This window comes from Micromonospora sp. NPDC049900 (assembly GCF_044461025.1).
Lineage (GTDB): Bacteria > Actinomycetota > Actinomycetes > Mycobacteriales > Micromonosporaceae > Micromonospora.
The window spans coordinates 51,814-72,440 of record NZ_JBITKM010000022.1 but is presented as its reverse complement, the minus strand read 5'-3'; the positions used below and the strand labels follow the sequence as shown (position 1 = coordinate 72,440).

Below are 20,627 nucleotides of genomic sequence, written 5' to 3'. Positions count from 1 at the left end.
CCACCAACCCAAAAGTTGGCACGGGGCATCATAAAACAATTTGGCACTGGCTTATCAAGCACCCTGTTGAGTTCTCAAAGAACAACCACACACCAAACCGCGATCCTGCTCTTGCCTGACCGCGTCTGGGGCAACCGCTCCAAACTATCTGAGCCGCTCTCGTAGTGCAACCTGAAGATTCAGGCTTTTACTTCGTAGCTTGCTCGGGACCCGCGCTAACGCACGCCCATCGGGCGGTCGTTTCTGTCGCGGGAAGCGGCAGACCGGCGATCACCATTTCTGGCGACTCACCCGGCTCCCTGCCGGCTTCGAAACTCTACCCGGTCGGCTTCGCGATCGCAACTCCATCTCATGGAGCCTGTCGCACCACCCGGGCTCAGTCTCAGATCGAGAGTGTCGATCTGGTCCTGGCGCCCGTTCTCGGCCGGTTTGCCCCGGCCTCCCTCGTGCAGAGAGAAAGTTACGCGGACGTCCCGGAGAAGGCAAATCAGGGTTCGTCGATGGTCGTCCTCATGGCCCAGCCGCGTGGGGCGGAGGCGGCGAAGGCGCGTGCCAGCCTCCCCGGGTCTCCCCCGTCGGCGCCTCGACCACCTGCGGTGGAACCTGTCCTGTCGGCGACGACCGTGACCGGTCCCGACGTGCCAGAGTGTCTGGCATGGATGACGTGTCCCGGCCCGCCAGTCCGGTCCTCGCCGAGGACGCGCTGCTCGGGCTCCTCCTGCCGTTCTGGCAGCTGATCATTGGTGCGTTCGTGCTGTTCGCGGTGGTCGCCTCGATCGGGCGGTTGGTCCGGCGCGGCCCGTCGCGGATGAGCACGGCGCTGCTGGTGACCGCCGCCGCCATCGCCGGCTTCGCCCTGGTGGGCGTGCTGCTCCAGGGGTAGCTCCGGTCACATCCGCCGGTTGGCCAGACTCGGCAGCTCGGCACGGATGCGCTCCAACCGGGCCAGGTCGAGATCAGCCACCGCGAACCCGGGGCCGTCGGGCACCTGGGACAGCACCGAACCCCAGGGGTCGACCACCATGCTCCGGCCGTAGCAGGTGCGGGCGGGCTCGTGGTCGCCGGTCTGGCCGGCCGCCGCGACGAAGCACTGGTTCTCGATCGCGCGAGCGCGCAACAACACCTCCCAGTGGTCCCGGCCGGTGTGCATCATGAACGCCGCCGGCACCACCAGCAGATGCGCGCCGCCCTCGGAGGCGAGTTGGCGGTACAGCTCCGGGAACCTCAGGTCGTAGCAGATCGACAGGCCGACGCGGACGCCTTCGACGTCCACCACCACAGGGCGGTCGCCGGGGGCCACGCTGGCCGACTCCCGGTACGAGACCCGACCGGGGATCTCCACGTCGTACAGGTGGATCTTGCGATAGCTGGCGGCGAGCGTGCCCGAGCGGTCGAAGACCAGGGTGGTGTTCCAGGTGTGCTCGGGGTCCGGGCCCGACTCGTGGAAGGAGCCGGCGATCAGCCAGACGCCACGTCGGCGGGCGACGTCGGCGAAGAAGCGGCCGACCTCACCGTCGACCGGCTCCGCTGCGGGCATCCCCGCCGATGGCCCGAGGTAGTCGACGTACTCCGGGATGAGCACCAGGTCGGCGCCGGCATCGGCCGCACGGTCGATCAGGGCCTCCGCGGCGACCAGGTTCGCCTTACGGTCGTCTCGGGAGTTGAGCTGGCAGACAGCGACGCGCATGTCTGCCAGCGTACGACCGAACTGCCGTCGACGGCAGCGTGTGGCCCCGGCACCGGCCTGATCAGGCCGACTTCTCCTCGCGCTCGCGCCGCGCCCGACGGCCGGTGAACTCACGCGGGACGATGGTCGGGTTCACGTTCTCCAGCACCGCCTCGCGGCTGATGAGCACCCGGGCGGCGTCGGGGTTGCTGGGCACCTCGTACATCACGGAGAGCAGCACCTCCTCCATGATCGCCCGCAGGCCACGGGCGCCGGTGCCACGCAACATCGCCTGGTCGGCGATCGCCTCCAACGCCGGGTGCTCGAACTCCAGCTCGACGCCGTCCAGCTCGAAGAGACGCTGGTATTGCCGGACCAGCGCGTTGCGTGGCTCGGTGAGGATGCGGACCAGCGCGCTGCGATCCAGGCTGCGCACGCTGGTGATCACCGGAAGCCGGCCGATGAACTCGGGGATCAGCCCGAACTTGAGCATGTCCTCGGGCATGACCTGGCTGAAGATGTCGTCGGTGGACCGCTCGGAGACAGCCCGGAGACGGGCACCGAAGCCGGTGCCGCCGTGGCCGGTGCGTGCCTCGATGATCTGGTCCAGCCCGGCGAAGGCGCCACCGCAGATGAACAGCACGTTCGTGGTGTCGATCTGGATGAACTCCTGGTGCGGGTGCTTCCGGCCGCCCTGCGGGGGGACGTTGGCGACCGTGCCTTCGAGCATCTTGAGCAGCGCCTGCTGCACGCCCTCGCCGGAGACGTCCCGGGTGATCGACGGGTTCTCCGACTTCCGGGCGATCTTGTCGACCTCGTCGATGTAGATGATCCCGGTCTCGGCACGCTTGATGTCGTAGTCGGCGGCCTGGATCAGCTTGAGGAGGATGTTCTCCACGTCCTCGCCGACGTAGCCGGCCTCGGTGAGGGCGGTGGCGTCGGCGATGGCGAACGGGACGTTGAGCATCCGCGCCAGCGTCTGGGCCAGGTGGGTCTTGCCGCACCCGGTCGGACCGAGCAGCAGGATGTTCGACTTGGCCAGCTCGACGCCGTCGTTACCGGCGCCCGGTGCGCCGGCCGCCTCGGCCTGGATGCGCTTGTAGTGGTTGTAGACCGCCACCGCGAGCGCCTTCTTGGCCTGCTCCTGCCCCACGACGTAGTTGTCGAGGAACTGGCAGATCTCCATCGGCTTGGGAAGCTCTTCCCACTTCACCTCGCCGGACTCGGCCAGCTCCTCTTCGATGATCTCGTTACAGAGATCGATGCACTCGTCGCAGATGTAGACCCCAGGGCCCGCGATGAGCTTCTTGACCTGCTTCTGCGATTTACCGCAGAAGGAGCACTTGAGTAGGTCGCCACCGTCACCGATCCGTGCCACCTACGTTCTCCCTGCACTCATCGGCCGGAGCCCCGGCCACGACCTGCGGACGCTTCCGCTCCGCCCGTCTTCTTACCCCGCCGGTCACCCGGCCAAGTCGTACGGACCCGACGTTACCCGCTGTCGGAGCTTTCTCCGACCCCCAAAACGGGTGTGTCAGAGGCCGGCGGGCGACAGACCCCGCCGACCTCTGACGTGGTACCGGTCAGCCAGCCGAGTTGGCGGCCAGCAGGCCCTTCTTACGGCTGGTGAGGATCGTGTCGACCAGCCCGTACTCGCGGGACTCCTCGGCCGTCATGATCTTGTCGCGGTCGATGTCCTTGCGGACCAGGTCGACCGCGCGGTTGCAGTGCCGGGAGAGCATGTCCTCCAGCTGGGTCCGCATCCGCAGGATCTCCCGGGCCTGGATCTCGATGTCCGAGCCCTGCCCGTAGCCGCCCTCGGTGGCCGGCTGGTGGATGATGATCCGCGAGTTCGGCAGCGCCATCCGCTTGCCCGGGGTGCCCGCGGCCAGCAGCACGGCGGCGGCCGACGCGGCCTGACCCAGGCACACGGTCTGGATGTCCGGCCGGACGTACTGCATGGTGTCGTAGATCGCCGTCATCGCGGTGAACGAACCACCGGGCGAGTTGATGTACATGATGATGTCCCGGTCGGGGTCGGTCCCCTCCAGGGTGAGCAGCTGGGCCATCACGTCGTTGGCCGACGCGTCGTCCACCTGAACGCCGAGGAAGATGATCCGGTCCTCGAAGAGCTTGTTGTACGGGTTGGACTCCTTGACCCCGTACGACGTGCGCTCCACGAACGACGGCAGGACGTAGCGGTTGTGCACGGCCGCGAACTGTGGCGGCAGGCTCAGGTCGGTCATCGTCTGCTCCTCGATCAGCTCAGGGTCCCGGCGCCCTCGGGAACCTGGGCGGCCCCGGTGATCACCTTGTCGATGAAGCCGTAGTCCACGGCCTCCTGGGCGGTGAACCAACGGTCGCGGTCCGAGTCCGCCTCGATCTGCGCCGGGGACTGGCCGGTGTGGGAGGCGACCCGCTCCTGGAACATCCGCTTGGTGTAGAGCATCTGCTCGGCCTGGATCGCGATGTCGGCCGCGGTGCCGCCCATGCCGCCGGAGGGCTGGTGCATCATGATCCGGGCGTGCGGGAGGGCGTAGCGCTTGCCCTTGGTGCCCGCGCAGAGCAGCAGCTGGCCCATGGACGCCGCCATGCCCATCGCCACGGTCGACACGTCGTTGTCGATGAACTGCATCGTGTCGTAGATGGCCATACCCGAGTAGACGGAGCCACCGGGCGAGTTGATCCAGAGGTTGATGTCGCGGTCCGGGTCCTCCGCGGCGAGCAGCAGAAGCTGCGCGCAGATGCGGTTGGCGACCTGGTCGGTCACCTCGCTGCCCAGGAAGACGATCCGCTCCTTGAGCAACCGGTTGTAGACCGAGTCGTCGAGGTTGCCAATGGTGTCACCGCCACGGGCGTCGATCGCCCGGAGCGGCTTCGCTGGGATGTGCATGTCGGTCATGGCAGCCCTTCGCTCTCCGTACCGTCGTGTCCGACACTAACCGCTGCGCCGGGCGGCAGAGCCCCGGTCCGGGCACTGTTCGCTCTCAGCGCAGGACCCCTGAGAGGCGTACCCGGTAAAGGAATCGGGCCACCACCCACCGCTACCGGCGGACGGTGGCCCACCCCCGCGATCAGTGCTCGTGCGCGTGCTCCTGCTCGCTCGCCTCACGGAGAGCGTCGAGGCTCACCTCGTTGCCGGCCGAGTCCTTGATCTTGATGCGCTCCATGACCGAGGCGAGCGCCTTGCCCCGCCGCACGTCGCCGTAGACCGCACCGGCGGTGCCGGAGCGGACCAACTGGTCGTAGTACTGCTGGGGGGCCATGCCGGCGCGCTGGGCGCGGTGCACGATCTCGTGACCGAACTCGTCGTCGGAGACCTGGGTGTCCTCGGCGTCAGCCAGGGTGTCGAGCAGTAGCTGGACCTTGACGCCCTGGGTGGCGGCCTCGGTCAGCTCGGTGTCGATCTGCTCCTCGGTCTTCTCCTCGGCGGAGAGGTAGTCCTCCATCGACGCGCCGATGCGCTCCAACTGGTCGACCATGGCCTGCTTACGGCTCTCCACCTCGTCGCGGATGACACCCTCCGGCGCCGGCACGTCGGCGACCTCGACGAGCTGCTCCAGGGCCTTGTCCCGGGCGGCGTAGATCTGCTCGACCCGCTTGCCCCGGCTGACCCGCTCGCGCAGGTCGTCGCGCAACTCAGCGATGGTGTCGAACTCGCTGGCCAGTTGGGCGAAGTCGTCGTCCAGCTCGGGCAGCTCCTTCTCCTTGACCGTCCGCACGGTCACCGCCACGTCAGCGTCCCGACCGGCGAAGTCCCCGCCGACGAGCTGCGTGGTGAAGGTGGTGTCCTCGCCGGCGGAGAGGCCGACCACGGCCTCGTCCAGGCCCGGCAGGAGCTGCTTGCTGCCCACCTCGTGGGAGATGTTGCTGGCCGAACCGCCCGGCACCTCCTCGCCGTCGACGGTCGCCCGCAGGTCGATCTGCACGTAGTCGCCCTCGGCGGCCGGCCGCTCCACGGTCTTGAGGGTGGCGAAGCGCTCGCGCAGGCTCTTCACCTGCTCGTCGATCTCGCTGTCGTCGATCTTGAGCTCGTCGACGGTGACCTCGATGCTGGCGAGGTCGGGCAGGGTGATCTCCGGCCGGACGTCGACCTCGGCGGTGAAGTTGAGCGAGTCACCGTCGTTGAACTCGGTGATCTCCACCTCGGGACGACCCAGCGTCTTCAGGTCGTGCTCACGGACCGCGGTGAGGATGTTCTGCGGGATCGCCTCCTGCACCGCCTCGTTGAGCACGGTGCCCCGACCGACCCGCTGGTCGATGATCGCGGCCGGTACCTTGCCCCGGCGGAAGCCGGGAATCTGGATCTGCTGACCGATCTCCCGGTACGCCTTCTTGAGGCTCGGCTCGAGCTCGACGAACGGCACCTCGATGGCGAGCCGCACGCGCGTCGGGCTCAGAGTCTCGACGGTGCTCTTCACAGGCGTACTCCTTGACGGATCTCGGTTGAGTCTCGGGCGCTCTTACAGCCCATAGAGTGTAGGCGAGCCAGCACGGCGGGCCGGCAGCGCCCGGGAACCGCACGAACGGCAGCGCCCGGAACGGCGACCGGCGCCCGGGACGGCCCGGCCGCGAGCGGCAGTCGGGGTGGCGGGATTTGAACCCACGGCCCCTCGCTCCCAAAGCGAGTGCGCTACCAAGCTGCGCCACACCCCGTGGCGACGTGCAGTCTATGCCGTCGGTCCGACAAAGGGATGCCGGGGCGTCACCCAACGCGCCGAACGGGATGAACAGGACATCAAGGCTGGCATCCCCCATCGTGGGCGATCCGCACGCCGTCCGGGACGACGGCACGGACGCCGCACCGGATACGGCCGCGCGGGGCAGACGCGCATTGGGTACGCTGTCGGCGCGCCCTGATCCGTCGGGGCGTACGCGGGCGTAGCTCAATGGCAGAGCTTCAGTCTTCCAAACTGACGGTGCGAGTTCGATTCTCGTCGCCCGCTCCAGCACCACCGGCCCAGGTCAGCGGCGTTCTCGCCCAGCCTGGGCCGCTGTCGTTCTAGCCCTCTTTGATCTTGCGTGCCATTGGCGTGCCAGTAGCACCGTCCGTGCCGCCCGAGGTCGCTTAGCGTGCCTTCCGCGTGGCCTTCTTGCCCTTGGTCAGCTTCTGCTTCTCCTTGGCCTTGGGCTTGCCCGCCGCGCGCTTGGTCTGCTTGGTGATGCGGCGGTCCATGGCGTCGGCGATCTCCCGGTCCCGCTCGCTGGTGGCGTGCTGGTAGATCAGCGCCGCGCGCATGCTGGCGTGACCCATCCGATGCATCAGGTCCCGCGTGCTGGCCCCGGTCGCCGCCGCCAGGTTGTTTCCGGTGTGCCGCAGGTCGTGGAAGTGGAACCCCTCTGGCATGCCAGCCGCCCGCAGCGCCGCCGACCATCCGACTGCCCGCCGGAAGTTGCCGGAACGCAGCACCGCCCCCTTGTCCCCGGTGAAGACCAGCGCTTCCGGCCCCTCCCCCACGAACTCATCCAGGTGATCGGCCAACACGAGCCGTGCCGCCGCCGGCAGCGTCACCACCCGATTGCCCGCCTCCGACTTGGGCGGCCCGAACTCCATCCGGTTACGCAACGCCGCCAGCTTGCGCGGCACCCGCACCGTGCCCGCCGTCAGGTCCACGTCCCCGCGCCGCAGCGCCGCCAGCTCACCCCAACGCAGCCCGGAGTACGCGGCGACGATCACCAACGCGGAGAACCGGGCCGGCATCCGTTCGGCGAGCGCGAGCACCTGGACCACGGTCGCCACCGGCCGTTCCGGCGTGTGATAGCGGTCATAGCCCGGGATGCGGCACGGGTTCTGCCGGATCAGCTCGTCCTCTTTGACGGCGGTGTTGAGGATCGCTCGCAGCAGCGAGTACGCCTTGACCGCCTGCGGTTCGCTCGTGCCGCCGCCGAGCAGCGTGCGCCGCCAGGTGCGGATGGTCTGCGGCTTGATCGCGCCCAGGGCGAGCCCGCCGAGGTGCGGACGGATGTGCAGCCGGAACAGGTCTTCATAGCTCTCACGGCTGCGCGGCTGGAGCTTCCGTTCGGCGATCCACTTCCGGCCGTACGGCTCAAGCTTGATCTCACCCGCCTCCGGCGCCGACCACTCCCCCTTGATGATCTCCGACTCCACGACGGTCAACCACTTGCCCGCCTGCCGCTCCGTCTCGAAGGTGTGTGGCGCCTTCCGCTCCAACCCGTCCGGCCCGACGTACCGCGCCTGGAACCGCCCGGACGGCAACCGCCGCACGTTGCCGAAACGCCGCCGGCCCTTGCTCCCCGCCATCAGGCCACCTCCCCCAGGTAGTCACGCAACTGCGCCCGGGAGATCGGCACCACCCGGTGTGTCTCGATGTACGCGGCCACGGCGGACGCCTCGAAACGCACCAGCCGCCCGACCTTCACGAACGCGATCCGCCGCTCAGCCACCAGCCGGCGCACGAATCGCGGCGTTGCCTTCAAGCGAGCGGCGACCTCATCGGCGGTCAACAGCTCGTCATCCATGCGGTTGTCCCTCCCCTGGTTCAGGCCGCGAGCGCGGCAGGTCGATCGGTTGCCGAAACAGCGACGGCTGTTCGCTGCCGGGCGATGTCGAGGTCCGCCCGCCATCGGATGCGGGCCGATATGGCGCGCAGGAGGCGGTGCTCCAGGGGCGGCACGTCCGGGTCTTCGGGTCGGGCGAGTTCGAACCGGTACCGGTTCGGCCCGTCTGCCTCGTCGGCCGCCTGGTCGTGTTCCTCGGTGTCGGCCATGCCGCCCGCGAGGATCGCCCGCACCCATGAGCGGTTGTCTGCGCGGTGGTCAGCCAGGGTCTTCCCGGACCACTGACGAGAGACGAGGACGCGGCGGCCGGTGAAGCCGAGGGTGGAGCGTTGGTGGACCTTCCCGGTGCACCGCCCGGGGGTCAAGCCCGCCTTGACGCCGTCGGGCTGGACTCCATACAGCAGCCAGTTGGCACACGTCGGCGAGCACGGCAGCACGGACAGTTCCGCGTGCAGCCGGTCGAAGTGCGCCTTCTGCGCGTCGGACCGAGGCTTGGCCTGATCGGTCAGATCCTTCGTGACGTACTTGGTCACGTACCGGATGGACCGCTCCGCGTCCTTAGTGCCCTGCTCGATGCCGCGTGCGTCGATGCGGCCGAGCCTGGCGACGTAGGCGGGCCGAGCGTCGGGCTGCTCCAGGGCGTCGAGCGCTTCACCCCACGTGGGCAGCGGCTCGCGGGTCTTCGGGTCGACGTATGCCTGTTGGCCGACGTCCCATACCGGCGGCTTGTCGACCCGGTAGACGGGTTCGTTGAATGCCGGCCACCAGACCTGGTGGTAGGTGGCGGCGGCGATCTGCTTGAGCAGCCGACGCGGGAGGGTGCCTCGGATAGCGAAGTGCGCGTGTGGGGCGAGCCGGCGTTGCAGCTCGACGGCTCCGGCGTATTGGACGTTCCAGCCGGCGGCCCGGCGGACGTTCTGCCACCACCGATCGAGGACCCGGGCGAAGTGGATCGCATCCAGCGCGGCCCGCCGGTAGTCATACGTGGTCGGGTCGACGGGCGTGCCGAGCACGTCGTCATACGGTCCGTGTCGTTGGCCGCACTCGCAGGGGGCGGTGTAGGGGCCGCGCCGCAGGTGGGAATGCACCGGCCCATGGGAGCCCAAAGTGAGGGTCACGAGCATCGAGGGCCGGTGGGTCTTGCCGGTCTTGCCGGAGTAGGCCCGGCCGACGGTGCGGGGGTCGACGGGCATCCGGGGTAGGTCGGGTGAGTCCTGACGCCGCCTGGTCGACCGTTTGCGGCGTGGTCGGTCGCCGCGGTCTTTGGGGGTGAGGTGCCCGCGCAGGCTCGTTTCTGCGAGCGCTTCGTCCATTTCGGCGATGGCGGCGTCTATCTCGGCCAGGTGTGCGACGCGTTCGTCTGGGGTCATCGGCTGGTACTGCACCGCTTCCCGTTCGAACTCCAGATGCGCCCGTACCCGCACCAGCGCGAGCACGTCTTCCCCCGGCTCGTCGGGGCGCACGGCGGGTTCTTCGGCGAGGTGCCAGCCTTCCCGGATCTGCTGGATCCGCAACCGACGGCCCCGCTCCGCGCACGGCCCGCACTTGACGGCGAGGGTCGCGCCGCAGGGCACCTCCACCACCTCGGTCACACCGGTGGCGATGTCGGTACGCCGTAGGGCGAGGGGGCGGACGCAGACGCCGTTCTGTTCGGCGAGCTGCTTGAGCGCCTCCTTCGCGAGAGGCTTGCGCAGTCGGTCGGCCCGCGACCCCGGCCGAGGCCGCTCCACGCTTGCAGCGTCGGTGGCCGGGGTCGCGTTGGGGATGAGTTCGAGTTGGCTCACCGGTCACCCTCCGACCCGGAGGGGGTGCCGTTGCGCGGGGTGAACGCCGCCGCAGGGACGGGCACCAGCCCGGGACGCCGCTCGATCGACGGCACCGGCCGCAGAACCGCCGGACGAGGATGCTCGCCATCGACATCCCGGACGACGGTCGCCGCCTGGTCGCCGTTGATCCGCGTGGACAGGGCATCGCCTCCGGCTGGCTGGTCGTCGTTGAAGGGCACCGGCACGTCGTCGGGTCCAGTCGGCACGTCAGCGCGGCGTTCGTCGCTCGGCTTGGCGACAGGCGCCGGGACGGGTGCGGTGGAGAAGACGAGCTTCGACAGGCCGAGGAACGCCAACGCGGGCACGGCGGACAGGAGCCAGCCGGACAGGCCCGGCTTGGCCACCGCGAGTTGCGCGGCCAGCGACAGCGAGACGGCGCAGACGAGCAGAAACATCGGGTAGCCGATGGGGCCGCCGGTGCGGCGGCGTTGCCGGATGGTCAGCAGCGCGGCCAGGGGCAGGAGTTCGGAGATGGCGGCGTTGGCCCAGCCGAACCAGTCCCCCGTGCCGGCCGGAGAGTTCGCCATCGTCCAGTCATGCACATGCGTGAACGACGCCGCCCCGGCTAGCCCGCCGACGACAAGGACGATGAGCACCAGGACCACGCCCTCTATCCGTTGCGCGGTGGTCTTCACGCCGCCGCCTTTCGCTCGTCGGTGCTGTCGGGGGTGTGGTCGAGGTGGCGGTAGGTGCGGCCGAGGGAGCGGATGTCGTCGTCGGTGAGGTAGGCGAACCGGACCCGGACGGGTTCCCGGACGCCGTCGAGGACGACGAACCCCACGCCCGGCTGTGCTTCGGGGATGCGGTCGCAGAGGGCGCCTCGGTCGCGGGCGGCGTCGCCGAGGACCATGTCCACCTGCTCCGGCTCGGTCAACCGCAGCCCGATGCGGGTGGGAAACAGGTCCCGGAACGGCAGCACGTCCTTACGCGGGTCCTGCAACGCGGCAACGACGTGCACGCCCACCGCGCGGCCCTGGGAGAGCAGGAGACCGAGGGACTCTTTGATCCGGTCCCGGACCTTCCGATCCGTGATGTACGCGGTCAACGCCGCCAGCTCATCGATGACCAGGACCAGCAACGGCTCCTCCACCGTCGGCACATGCTGACGCGTCACACCCCGCAGCCGGGACGCGCGAAGCCGCATGCGCTTGACCGCTTCGTCGAGGACGCCGGCCATGCCGTCGGCGTCGTCGTAGGCGAACCGCGTGAACAGCGGCACCCCGGCCGCCAGTTCCATGCCGCCCTTCGGGTCGAACGTCCACACCTCCACCAACCCCGACCGCACACCACCAGCCAGGGACCGGATGAGCGACCACAACACCGACCCCTTGCCCGCCCCGGTCGCCCCCGCGATCAACACATGCGAGCCCGCCAACCGCAGCCGATACGGCTCACCGTCTTCCCGCACACCGAGCGGTAGCCCGCCGAAGTCGGGCGTGTCCGACACCGGCAGCGGCGCGACCATGTCGGAGAGGGGGTCGCGGCGCATGAAGCGGACCACCACCCGGTCGGGACGGCCGGTGGAGCGAGCTTGCCCGGTGTGCTGCCGGAACGCATACGCGAGACGCTCCGCCGCCTGGCCCCAGTCATCGGGGATCTGGCCCGGCAGCATGCGGACGGTCAGTTCGTCGCCCCACCGGTCACAGCGCACCCGCAGCAGCCGGGGCACGTAGCGGTCACCGCCGAACACCGTCGCCAGGCCGCAGGTGGCCATCACCGACGCCCACCGAGGCCGATACACCACCAACGCCCGCACCCGGGCAACCAGCGGATACCAGCCGAATCGCAGCCACGAGGTGGGATGCCACCGCCACCACCCGACACACCCGGCCGCCATCGTGGTGACGACGCCCGCCAGGACCAGGCCACCGAACTCCGCCCGCACCCAGAGCGCGAGCCCCGCAGGCAGGCTGATCCACCAGTAAAGGACGGCCAGGACAGTGAGGCGGAACAGGCCCCGGGCCAGCCACCAGAACACCAGCAGCCAGCCCGGCACCCGCCACGCGGGAAGACGCACGTTCATCGGCGCTACCGGGATCTTGTCCCCCGGGATGATGTTGATCAGAGGCACACGCCACCCCCATGACGGCCCCGGCCACGGCCGAGGGTGGTGATGCAGGGGCGGCAGGACATGCGCCGCAGGTCGAACCGGCGCGGCTTCACCCACCGCGAACAGCGCGGGCAACGGATCGCGTAGACCACGCCGAAAGCCGGCGGCAGCCGCAGCACCGACCGGACCGCCGCCTCCACCTCCCGCAGCGCGTGCCGCAAGTCGGCCACGCGAGTACGGACCACGACGAGTAAGGCCCCGACCAGCAGCGGCACGGCCGCGATCAGGGCAGGGTGAACTACGGTGGGCATCACGCCCTCCTTCATCTGACGAGGGATGGGAGAGCGCGGGACGGGCCGGGACTCTTGGCGGGGAAACGACCCGCCCCGCGCGCCAAAACGGAACGATCAGGCAGCCACCGAACCCGGCGCCGACGACGCCGGCCGCAACGCCGACGCCCGCAGCGAATACGCCATCCGCGACCGGCAATCACCCGACGAACGGCCCGGCTTGCACCGCTGCGAATCCACATACGGCGTCAGGGTCAAGCCCTCGAACTCCACAGCCGGCGGGTAACCCGGCACGGTGGACGGTGGCGGCACCGGCTGCTGCGCCGCGACCACCTTCACCTTGACCTCAGTGGAGCGGCCGAACTTCCCGGCCTCCGGGTCCAGGTCCATCACCCGCACCACCCACACCCGCTCCCCGGACTCCTTATCCCGCGCCTGGTTATCCGCCTCACCACGACGCTCGAAATCGATCTGCGGCGACACACCCAGGCACAGCGCCCCGGCGGGGAAGACGTACTCGGACGGGACCGGCACCTTCAACGTCATCGGAACCAACGCACGACCTCCAGAGCCATGAAGTCAACTCAACCAGTTGACTTGTTAAGTTGCGTCAAAAGTAGGTGCGGTCAACTCGACTTGTCAAGTGATGTATCGAGCAGTGTCAGTCGAGCGGGTAGACGTCTTCGAGATCGTGTCGACGGGCCGGCAGCACCAGATCCACAGCCAACAGCGGCTTGCCGAAGCGGTCGCAGACGGACAGCAACACCGTCAGGACCGGATCGCTTTCGCTGACCTGCAAGAGCTTGGCCTCATCGGCGTCAGGGAGGCGCGCCGAGATCCGTTCGCTGACGTGGTCGAAGCGCACCCGTTTACGCGACGCGACATGCCGGAGCAGCCCCTCCGGAAGCACGTCGCTACCGCCGACGCCCGTGCCGTCGGCCAGGTCGGCAGGAAGGAAGGCGGTACCGAGTTCCACCGGCCCGAGCCCGTCAACGGTGATCACTCGGCGTCGCGCGACGACTGGCGTTCCGGGCTCGACCCCGAGCGCTACCGCCGCCCTGGAGGGGGCAGGCACCTCACCGGCAGCCAGCAGGGTGGAGCCGGCTCGTTCGTCGTCCTCGAGGACTGCGAAGCGGCGTTCCCGCTGTCGCTGGTCGGCCCCACCGGGCCGGCCGAGGGAGAAGCGCCCCTTGCCTTGTCGACTTTCGATCCAGCCGTCCTGACGCAGCAGGTCCAGCGCCCTGACGACGACCGGCCTCGACGCGCGGAACTCCCGCACCAGATCGGTCTCACTGGGCAGCATCGAGCCGGGTGGGTACGTGCCATCTTCGATGCGTTGCTGCATCGCGTTGACGATCACGACGTACTTCGGCGGCGCAACTTCGATCGGCACCGGCTCACCCCAGACGACAACTCAGCTTGTCAACAGGCTATCTGCGCTGCTCAGATTCTGTCCAACGTCCGGCGTTGGTCATCGGACCCGGCTTCGGCGCGAAGCCGCTCTGCCAGTCCCGCAGCGCACTCTTCAAGCGAGCGTTCTCCGCACGCAGCCCCGCCTCCGCGCCATCGCGGGCGGTCAGCTCGTCGACGACCGCGCGCAGGAAGCCGTACACCTGCTCCTCCGCCAGGCCCCGCCGCCCGACCCTGGTACGACGGAACCGAATCTGCTTCACCTGTTCCGGACAGAGCCGGGCCAAGCGCGACGCAGCCCGGAAGACGCCAACCGAATGCATGGTCACCGCAACCTCCTTGGAGTTGAGACCGCCGTAGGTGCCTTTCGATTCGCCCCGCTTCGGCTGGCACGGCCTGGCGGGGCGGGTGGTGTGCGTCGGTTGACGGGAGCGGCATCCGGGGCGATCAGCTTCAGACCGGCGCGCTGCACGAAGATCTCTCGCCGGTCCACGGCGTTGCCTGCCCGGTCGAGCGCGTAACCGAGTAGCCACACCCAGCCGTCGTACGTCGTCCAGTCATGGACCTTGATGACCCGGAAGATCAGCGACCGGCTGCCGCCGAACTGCACCGACGCCTCAACACCGACGTGCAGCACGTCGCCCGGCTTTGGGTCCATCACCGCCCGCCCTCACGCACACTGTGGATGGGCACCGAAGCAGGCGGGCTCTGGCCACGACCGACACCGCCGCCTGCCTGCACCTGCTCCGGTGCCCTGCTCAGGACGCAGCCGCTACGACAACCGCCGCCGATCGCGTCTGCCTACCGGTGCCGGCGCAGTCCGGGCAGCCCCGTCGTTGCAGCCGGCTCGGATCACTCGGCGCACGAAGAGAACGCCGAGGACTGGCCATCTTCCAGCCCCGCCCCTCACAGCCCGAACAGGCCACGAGCAACGACGAGGCATGGCACGGTCCCCGGCGCGAGCGGCCCCCGTCCACGCACCGAAGGACCCGAACGCCACTTCCCGCCGCGACCGCAGCGGACTCGGTACCGGCACGAGCGACCCGGTGCCCTGTCGGCCCGTGCACCTGCGCGGCCTGTACATGCACAATTGCGGTGGGTGAGACGTCCATGGTGGAGATAGAACACCCGGTGACGGAGACCGATCGAGGACCGAATCAGCACCTCTGGTGGACATCGAGCGGACACCATGAGGACCTGCGTTGAGTTCAGGACCTCCGACAGGCGAGCGTGGAGATAGCCCATCAGGAAGGCATCGACGATGGCCCGAGACCGCCGCGAACCTCGCACCGTGCTGGAGCATCTGATCCAGCAGAGTGACCGCACGTATGAGGAACTGGCCGACGAGTTCAGCCGCATGGACCCTCGCGCGGCGATCAGCGCCCGGCACCTTGGGCGTCTTGCACGCGGTGAACGGGACCTGGCCTCATCGACCCCCGCCACCCGGCGCGCGTTGCAGGCCATGTTCGGCAAGACCGTCGATGAGTTGCAGCGTCCCTGGGCACCTCACCAGTTGACCCCTGCGTCGGGCCGACAGCTCATTGTCGAGCCCTTCGGCGCCGGCCCGGAAAGGAACCTCCTCACCATGGCCGCACAACGCGCACGCCAGTACGCCATGCTCGCCGCCGAATCCACGTCACCGGCCGCCATTACCCAGCTCACCGAAGACGTGCAGCGCCTCGCCCTGGCCTACCCGCAACGCCCGGTCAGCCAGATCCTGCCGGACCTGGTCGAGACCCAGGACACCCTGTTCACCCTGCTCGAACGCCGCCAACAGCCGGCCCAGTCGCGGGACCTGCACTTCCTCGCCGGCATCACCAGCGGTCTACTCGCCAAGGTCTCCCACGACATGGCCGACCCGCACTCCGCGATGCTGCAAGCCCGTACCGCCGTCCTCTGCGCCGACCAGGCCGCACACCCCGGCCTGCAAGCCTGGCTCCGCGGCCTCCAATCACTGGTCGCCTACTGGGCCGGCCGGTACGCCGAAGCCGTCCGCTACGCCGAGGCCGGACGCGAGTACGCCGCCCAAGCCGGCGGCACCTCCGCCGTGTGGCTGCCCGTCAGCGCCGCCCGCGCCTACGCCGCACTCGGCAACGCCGAACACGCCAAGGCCGCCATCCACGAGGCCGAAGACGCCTGGTCCCGGGTACACCCCGACGAAATGGACGAAATGGGCGGCATCTGCACCTTCAACCAGCCCCGCACCCTCTACTACGCCAGCGACGCCCTCGCCTGGCTCCCCGACGAAGCCGCCGCCACCGAGCGCTACGCCCTACAGGCCGTCCAGGCGTACTCCGACCGCTACGACCCCGCATGGGCCTTCGGCGACCAGGCCGGCTCACACACCAACCTCGCCATCGCCCGCGTCGCCAACGGCGAACTCGACGCCGCCGAAGACGCCCTCACCCCCGTGCTCGACCTCCCCGCCGACCAGCGCATCAACGGCATCGTTCACTCCGTCCGACGCGTCCACCAGGCCATCACCCGCGCCGGCCACGCCACCGACGCCCGTGACCTCATCGACGGCATCGAGCACTTCACCCACACCCCCGCCAACGTCCTGCCCCGATAAGGCACCATCAGCGCATGTACCCGATCACCATCCCCGGCCGCGTCATCACCCTTCGCGAACTGCGACCCGATGACGCGGCCGACGCCTTGGCGATCATCGGCGACGACCGAGTCACCCACTGGCTCTCCTTCGACAGCCGCGACCACGCCGCCGCCGTCGCCATGATCGAAGGCGCGGTCATCCGGGCACAGCAAACCCCCCGCACCGAGTACTACCTAGCCGTGGCCGATACGGAAGACCGCATGATCGGGTTCGCCCGCCTCGGACTCTCCGGCCATCAGGCCGCGAAGCTCGGCTACGCCATCAACGCCGACCACTGGGGCCACGGCTACGCCACCGACGCGGCACGCACGATCATCGGCTACGGCTTCCAGGAGTTGCGGCTCCACCGCGTTACCGCCGCCATCGGCCCCGACAACGCCGCCTCGATCGCCGTCGTCAAACGACTCGGCATGCAGTACGAAGGCCGACTCCGCGACCACGTATTTACCAACGGTGCCTGGCGCGACTCCCTGCTCTACTCGATCCTTGCTTCCGAGTGGATCACCGACCCAGCGTGAGAGCCCGGCAACACCGCTCCACTACGCGCGAACCAAACCGCCGGTACTATCGCCGCCATGCGCGACGCCGACACGCCGCCGCACGAACCTACCGACCACCCCCGCGCCCCACGACGCACACCTCGCGAGCAAGCCGCCCGAATTCGAGCCGCCGCAGCCGAGGTGTATAAACGCGTGCAGGATTGGCGGAACGCGCCCGGCTGGCAGGACACTCCCATCAACACTCATCGACATCGGGTCACCGTGAGCGTAATCGCGACACTTGATGCGCTGCCCGAGCCGGCGACAGCGGATGAACTGGCAGCACTCCTCGATACCGTCCGCCCCCTACTACTTGAGTGGCGACCAAGCCGACCCGGCCCCGAACAGCAAATCTTTGTTGCGGTCGAGCGGCTAAGGAAGTGTGCGATATAGAAAGATCCCGCCGTCGCCGGTTAGTGGATGCGCGGCAACCGCCTCCAGAGCCCATACGCAGTCTTAGGCGTCAATCCGTCTTGGCTACTGTAGAAAAGTCGGAATAGAGGCTTAACCAATTCTTGATCGAACCTCCAGTCGCCAACGAGCAAACTCTTGCCGAGCCAGTTACCTAAGATGCTCTCGAACGCATATTGGTTGTAGGACCGAACAACAGTCTCGCAAATGGCAGCCACATCTTGGATGGCGGTCACCGTGACCTGGACTCTTTGCGGCGACTTGGGAGGGGCAACCACTCCGAGAGCGATAATGTTTCGCGCGCTAATGATTCCACCAGCGTGGGCAATGGCATGGCGCACATGGCACGCCTTAGCGTATTCGCCGAGAGCGGCATCGAGTGGAGAGTTGTTTTTGATCTCAAAGCCAAGCATGCCCTTCGTCTTTTTCTTGATCTCCGAAGGGTCCGCCAGGCTCGTACCTTCGAGTACTCCCATGGCTAAGAAGTCGTCAGAGTACCGTCTCGCAGCAAAGAGCGTGACCTGATTTGCGTCACTAGTGGAATTTGCGCGAGGACAAAGGCAACTTGCCCTTGAGAGAACCGACCTTATATAAGTTTCAACGGCCCCAACGATACGGACCATGAGGAAGGAACTACCGTGCCCGTCAAGCTCGACGGACTCCGGCTGGGCCGCCGTGATCACAGACCTGAGCTCACCGAGGAAGTAGTCAATAGGAGAAAGGCCGATACTCTGTATGGGCTCAATCAAGTTATCAGGATGCAGCGTGATGCTACTAGCCGCACTAGACGGTGTTACCGATGAAAGGTCAAACACCGACGAATTCCTCTGCGGTCCGAAGAATCCGAGCACCCCATGTGGGACCAATGTAGGGCACCGCCCGTAGCTGGCCCATCTCGTGATCCAACAGGATATCTTGGACCGTTCGCAGGTTGGTCTTATCCAGGATCGCCTGAATCTTGTTACTTGTTAAAGGAAGCTTGTCAATCGGCGTCTGCAGCAGCTCTTTATAAACGCTCGCCTCCGTGAGGCGGAGGCCGCAGTTGACGCAATATCGAGCTTCGGCGGACAGTCGTGGGTGCCCGCAGTTCGTGCACGGAGGAAGCTCCAGCGTGCATTTCTCGCGGAAGTCCGACCCAAGAAGCTCGGCACTACGCCGACGCACGAACGCGTGTGCATTCCGGCTCTTTAGCGCCTCGACGGCGGCCACTGTGGAGGGGCTCCGACCAAGCGCAAGGGCATTCTCGGACAGAAGAAGAGAATGGTGGATCCAATATCGTTCGAAAGATCCCTTAACCCCTCGGCTAACAGTGCCGATCCTCCTAATCAGCCCCATATATTCAAGTAGCGCGAGAATCCGCTTTAACTCTTCCTCAATCGGTTCCGATATCGCGATTACGGTAGCTCTCGGGGCGCCTTCCGCCTTTAGCTTGTTGAAGCCCTGCACAGCTCCAACCATAGACGCCTGAAGCTGCACCCCAAGTTCAACAAAATTCTTGTAACGCGGCAACTTGGCGGCAAGCAGCTTAAACGCATCTCGCGTGTTCTCCGCCCACTCAGAAATCGCCATGTCCACCCTGTGCTTTGTTAGAGCCGGCGCCCTATCCTCCTCCTCTACCCCAAGAACCCTCGACAACATCACAATAAATCCACGTGGGATGCCAAAACTGGCAAGCGCCAGGAGATGCAAGAGTTCCATCCGACCATTAAAGCGATCCAGCATGGCGGTTGGGAGTCTTCGCTCAGCAATCCCCCGCATTACATCCAAGTACGATTCGTCGTCTGGTCGCATCCAGGCTTCAACTACTTCAGCGTCATGGCCCACATGGAATGTTGGAGCGTACGTCGTAACCCCTGGATAGACCGCCGCCTTAGGAGCAACTATCCGACTGCGCAATTCTCTAAAGATGCCAAAGAACTCTCGCTGCTGTTCCGATGAAAACTCATGCGCCGCATCGTCTAGCAACAAGACAATCCTGCGCTTGTTGGCGGCTTCCGCCCAGCCTTCAAGTCGGTCAATGAGTTCAGATGGCGCAACAGCCTCCTCCATCGACTTGGGAGGCCGTCCGCGCTCAAGGTCTCTAACAAGCCGTTTGGCGTTCGCGTAGTACGAATCAAACGAGGTGCCCTTTAGAGTGCTACGAACCTGCTCGGGAACCCCAAGGACAATCTTCGCCAGAACCCATTGGCGAAATATCGCACGAGCGTTTGCTTGCTCAAGAAACAGTGGTTCGAGAGCGAACGACCGGGCATAGTTGACGTAGATAGGAAGAACTTGTCCGCCCCGCAGGCACTTGAGGTAGGCAAGGCGGAGATAGGTTGACTTACCAGACCCGCGAGGCCCTAAGAGCAACTTGGGTCCAGGACCTACAAGCTTCCCGAGTATGACCTCGTCTCGAGGTGTTCTATGGGTCCAGGAACGAAGATCGTCGTCGGAGATGTACTCGGCCTTCTCCTCGAAGATATTCGGAAAATCGTCCTGAGTCATCGTTACATCCACCTTCTACACTGGTCGTGGCATAGTACTGCATCGGCAAGTCGATCTTGAACCTAGAGGATCATGGATTTAGCCGCACCACTGCCGAAACACTCTCTTAAGGATCAAGGAGCCGCGCAGGCGCGGCGTTGCTCGCGGCTCGCCCTGCGGGCGGCCTTCGGCCGTCCTCGGACGTCCGCAGCGCTACACGCTGTCGTTCTGAAGGCGGTAGGCGTAGGCCAGGTTGTTCCGCGACGTCAGCGTGGCCGGATGTTCCGCACCCAGCACCCGCTCATACGCGGCCAGCGTCGCCTCGAACAACGGGATCGCCTCGCTCAACCGCCCCGCCGCCTGGTAGACGGCGGCCAGGTTGTTCCGAGAGTTCAGCGTGTCCGGATGTTCCGCACCCAGCACCCGCTCATACGCGGCCAGCGTCGCCTCGTACAACGGAATCGCCTCACCCAACCGCCCCGCCGCCTGGTAGACGGCGGCCAGGTTGTTCCGCGACATCAGCGTGGCCGGATGTTCCGCACCCAGCACCCGCTCACGTGCGGCCAGCGTCGCCTCGAACAGCGAGATTGCCTCGCTCAACCGCCCCGCCGCCTGGTAGGCGTAGGCCAGGTTGTTCCGCGACGTCAGCGTGGCCGGATGTTCCGCACCCAGCACCCGCTCATACGCGGCCAGCGTCGCCTCGTACAACGGAATCGCCTCACCCAACCGCCCCGCCGCCTGGTAGACGGCGGCCAGGTTGTTCCGCGACATCAGCGTGGCCGGATGTTCCGCACCCAGCACCCGCTCACGTGCGGCCAGCGTCGCCTCGAACAACG

The 20,627-nt window shown here is 67.2% G+C and carries 21 protein-coding genes and 2 tRNA genes; 4 read left to right on the top strand and 19 right to left on the bottom strand.

Features of this window, described 5'->3' with window-relative positions; genetic code table 11:
- The first annotated feature begins 655 nt into the window (after nt 1-655).
- Nucleotides 656-883 (top strand): hypothetical protein, encoded by a 228-nt coding sequence (locus tag ACIBMZ_RS28610; RefSeq protein ID WP_350700503.1) that lies wholly within the window; start codon nt 656-658, stop codon nt 881-883.
- A 6-nt stretch (nt 884-889) separates the two neighbouring features.
- On the opposite strand, the gene ACIBMZ_RS28605 is transcribed toward ACIBMZ_RS28610, so the two are convergent.
- The 6 genes from ACIBMZ_RS28605 to ACIBMZ_RS28580 form a co-directional block, all read right to left on the bottom strand.
- Nucleotides 890-1,687 (bottom strand): carbon-nitrogen hydrolase family protein, encoded by a 798-nt coding sequence (locus ACIBMZ_RS28605; RefSeq protein WP_396699072.1) that lies wholly within the window; start codon nt 1,685-1,687, stop codon nt 890-892.
- 61 nt (nt 1,688-1,748) lie between these two features.
- The gene (gene clpX, locus ACIBMZ_RS28600) at nt 1,749-3,044 is read right to left on the bottom strand and encodes an ATP-dependent Clp protease ATP-binding subunit ClpX (protein WP_396699071.1); all 1,296 of its coding nucleotides are present in this window, start codon (nt 3,042-3,044) and stop codon (nt 1,749-1,751) included.
- A 205-nt stretch (nt 3,045-3,249) separates the two neighbouring features.
- Entirely contained in the window at nt 3,250-3,912 is a 663-nt protein-coding gene (locus ACIBMZ_RS28595; protein WP_396699069.1) for an ATP-dependent Clp protease proteolytic subunit, read from the bottom strand.
- 14 nt (nt 3,913-3,926) lie between these two features.
- Nucleotides 3,927-4,568 (bottom strand): ClpP family protease, encoded by a 642-nt coding sequence (locus ACIBMZ_RS28590; protein WP_131052514.1) that lies wholly within the window; start codon nt 4,566-4,568, stop codon nt 3,927-3,929.
- A gap of 172 nt (nt 4,569-4,740) precedes the next feature.
- Entirely contained in the window at nt 4,741-6,087 is a 1,347-nt protein-coding gene (gene tig, locus ACIBMZ_RS28585; protein ID WP_396699066.1) for a trigger factor, read from the bottom strand.
- Nucleotides 6,088-6,248: 161 nt separating this feature from the next.
- Nucleotides 6,249-6,322: transfer RNA gene (locus tag ACIBMZ_RS28580), tRNA-Pro, on the bottom strand.
- Nucleotides 6,323-6,541: 219 nt separating this feature from the next.
- On the opposite strand from ACIBMZ_RS28580, the gene ACIBMZ_RS28575 reads away from it, so the two are divergent.
- A tRNA-Gly gene (locus ACIBMZ_RS28575) sits at nt 6,542-6,615 on the top strand.
- A gap of 119 nt (nt 6,616-6,734) precedes the next feature.
- Here the strand turns inward: ACIBMZ_RS28575 and ACIBMZ_RS28570 are convergent.
- From ACIBMZ_RS28570 to ACIBMZ_RS28525, 10 genes are all read right to left on the bottom strand, one after another.
- Entirely contained in the window at nt 6,735-7,928 is a 1,194-nt protein-coding gene (locus ACIBMZ_RS28570) for a tyrosine-type recombinase/integrase (protein ID WP_396699064.1), read from the bottom strand.
- Entirely contained in the window at nt 7,928-8,146 is a 219-nt protein-coding gene (locus ACIBMZ_RS28565) for a helix-turn-helix domain-containing protein (protein ID WP_350700492.1), read from the bottom strand. The genes ACIBMZ_RS28570 and ACIBMZ_RS28565 overlap by 1 nt, the downstream gene beginning before the upstream one ends.
- 20 nt (nt 8,147-8,166) lie before the next feature.
- Complete coding sequence (locus ACIBMZ_RS28560) at nt 8,167-9,969, bottom strand: replication initiator (protein WP_396699062.1); 1,803 nt, start codon at nt 9,967-9,969, stop codon at nt 8,167-8,169.
- A complete protein-coding gene (locus tag ACIBMZ_RS28555) occupies nt 9,966-10,646 on the bottom strand; it encodes a DUF2637 domain-containing protein (protein ID WP_396699060.1) in 681 nt (226 codons plus the stop codon). Before ACIBMZ_RS28555 ends, ACIBMZ_RS28560 begins: the two co-directional genes overlap by 4 nt.
- Nucleotides 10,643-12,082 carry an FtsK/SpoIIIE domain-containing protein gene (locus ACIBMZ_RS28550; RefSeq protein WP_396699058.1) on the bottom strand — a complete coding sequence of 480 codons (1,440 nt, stop codon included), beginning with the start codon at nt 12,080-12,082 and terminating at the stop codon, nt 10,643-10,645. The genes ACIBMZ_RS28555 and ACIBMZ_RS28550 overlap by 4 nt, the downstream gene beginning before the upstream one ends.
- The gene (locus tag ACIBMZ_RS28545) at nt 12,073-12,372 is read right to left on the bottom strand and encodes a hypothetical protein (protein WP_396699056.1); all 300 of its coding nucleotides are present in this window, start codon (nt 12,370-12,372) and stop codon (nt 12,073-12,075) included. The genes ACIBMZ_RS28550 and ACIBMZ_RS28545 overlap by 10 nt, the downstream gene beginning before the upstream one ends.
- 96 nt (nt 12,373-12,468) lie before the next feature.
- Entirely contained in the window at nt 12,469-12,897 is a 429-nt protein-coding gene (locus ACIBMZ_RS28540) for a hypothetical protein (RefSeq protein WP_396699054.1), read from the bottom strand.
- Nucleotides 12,898-13,012: 115 nt separating this feature from the next.
- A complete protein-coding gene (locus tag ACIBMZ_RS28535; RefSeq protein WP_396699052.1) occupies nt 13,013-13,744 on the bottom strand; it encodes a GntR family transcriptional regulator in 732 nt (243 codons plus the stop codon).
- Between the two features lie 37 nt (nt 13,745-13,781).
- Nucleotides 13,782-14,084: a DivIVA domain-containing protein gene (locus ACIBMZ_RS28530; protein WP_396699088.1), complete on the bottom strand. Its 303-nt coding sequence runs from the start codon at nt 14,082-14,084 to the stop codon at nt 13,782-13,784.
- A gap of 2 nt (nt 14,085-14,086) precedes the next feature.
- On the bottom strand, nt 14,087-14,419 hold the full coding sequence (locus tag ACIBMZ_RS28525; protein ID WP_396699050.1) for a hypothetical protein: 333 nt from the start codon (nt 14,417-14,419) through the stop codon (nt 14,087-14,089).
- A 633-nt stretch (nt 14,420-15,052) separates the two neighbouring features.
- On the opposite strand from ACIBMZ_RS28525, the gene ACIBMZ_RS28520 reads away from it, so the two are divergent.
- Together ACIBMZ_RS28520 and ACIBMZ_RS28515 are read left to right on the top strand one after the other, a co-directional pair.
- Complete coding sequence (locus ACIBMZ_RS28520; RefSeq protein WP_396699048.1) at nt 15,053-16,333, top strand: hypothetical protein; 1,281 nt, start codon at nt 15,053-15,055, stop codon at nt 16,331-16,333.
- Nucleotides 16,334-16,347: 14 nt separating this feature from the next.
- Nucleotides 16,348-16,893, top strand: coding sequence for a GNAT family N-acetyltransferase (locus ACIBMZ_RS28515; RefSeq protein ID WP_396699046.1), 546 nt, complete (start codon nt 16,348-16,350; stop codon nt 16,891-16,893).
- 434 nt (nt 16,894-17,327) lie between these two features.
- On the opposite strand, the gene ACIBMZ_RS28510 is transcribed toward ACIBMZ_RS28515, so the two are convergent.
- From ACIBMZ_RS28510 to ACIBMZ_RS28500, 3 genes are all read right to left on the bottom strand, one after another.
- A complete protein-coding gene (locus ACIBMZ_RS28510) occupies nt 17,328-17,801 on the bottom strand; it encodes a hypothetical protein (protein WP_396699044.1) in 474 nt (157 codons plus the stop codon).
- Nucleotides 17,802-18,132: 331 nt separating this feature from the next.
- Nucleotides 18,133-19,812 carry a hypothetical protein gene (locus ACIBMZ_RS28505; RefSeq protein WP_396699042.1) on the bottom strand — a complete coding sequence of 560 codons (1,680 nt, stop codon included), beginning with the start codon at nt 19,810-19,812 and terminating at the stop codon, nt 18,133-18,135.
- A gap of 192 nt (nt 19,813-20,004) precedes the next feature.
- Nucleotides 20,005-20,627, bottom strand: a 623-nt coding sequence (locus ACIBMZ_RS28500) for a tetratricopeptide repeat protein (protein WP_396699040.1), incomplete at its 5' end; no start/stop codon positions are given.

Bases quoted from the DNA above. Each gene is read 5' to 3' on its own strand.
- ACIBMZ_RS28610 (WP_350700503.1), top strand. From the start codon at position 656: ATGGATGACGTGTCCCGGCCCGCCAGTCCGGTCCTCGCCGAGGACGCG.
- ACIBMZ_RS28605 (WP_396699072.1), bottom strand. From the start codon at position 1,687: ATGCGCGTCGCTGTCTGCCAGCTCAACTCCCGAGACGACCGTAAGGCG.
- ACIBMZ_RS28595 (WP_396699069.1), bottom strand. From the start codon at position 3,912: ATGACCGACCTGAGCCTGCCGCCACAGTTCGCGGCCGTGCACAACCGC.
- ACIBMZ_RS28590 (WP_131052514.1), bottom strand. From the start codon at position 4,568: ATGACCGACATGCACATCCCAGCGAAGCCGCTCCGGGCGATCGACGCC.
- ACIBMZ_RS28570 (WP_396699064.1), bottom strand. From the start codon at position 7,928: ATGGCGGGGAGCAAGGGCCGGCGGCGTTTCGGCAACGTGCGGCGGTTG.
- ACIBMZ_RS28565 (WP_350700492.1), bottom strand. From the start codon at position 8,146: ATGGATGACGAGCTGTTGACCGCCGATGAGGTCGCCGCTCGCTTGAAG.
- ACIBMZ_RS28545 (WP_396699056.1), bottom strand. From the start codon at position 12,372: ATGCCCACCGTAGTTCACCCTGCCCTGATCGCGGCCGTGCCGCTGCTG.
- ACIBMZ_RS28540 (WP_396699054.1), bottom strand. From the start codon at position 12,897: ATGACGTTGAAGGTGCCGGTCCCGTCCGAGTACGTCTTCCCCGCCGGG.
- ACIBMZ_RS28530 (WP_396699088.1), bottom strand. From the start codon at position 14,084: ATGCATTCGGTTGGCGTCTTCCGGGCTGCGTCGCGCTTGGCCCGGCTC.
- ACIBMZ_RS28525 (WP_396699050.1), bottom strand. From the start codon at position 14,419: ATGGACCCAAAGCCGGGCGACGTGCTGCACGTCGGTGTTGAGGCGTCG.
- ACIBMZ_RS28515 (WP_396699046.1), top strand. From the start codon at position 16,348: ATGTACCCGATCACCATCCCCGGCCGCGTCATCACCCTTCGCGAACTG.
- ACIBMZ_RS28510 (WP_396699044.1), bottom strand. From the start codon at position 17,801: ATGGGAGTACTCGAAGGTACGAGCCTGGCGGACCCTTCGGAGATCAAG.
- ACIBMZ_RS28505 (WP_396699042.1), bottom strand. From the start codon at position 19,812: ATGACTCAGGACGATTTTCCGAATATCTTCGAGGAGAAGGCCGAGTAC.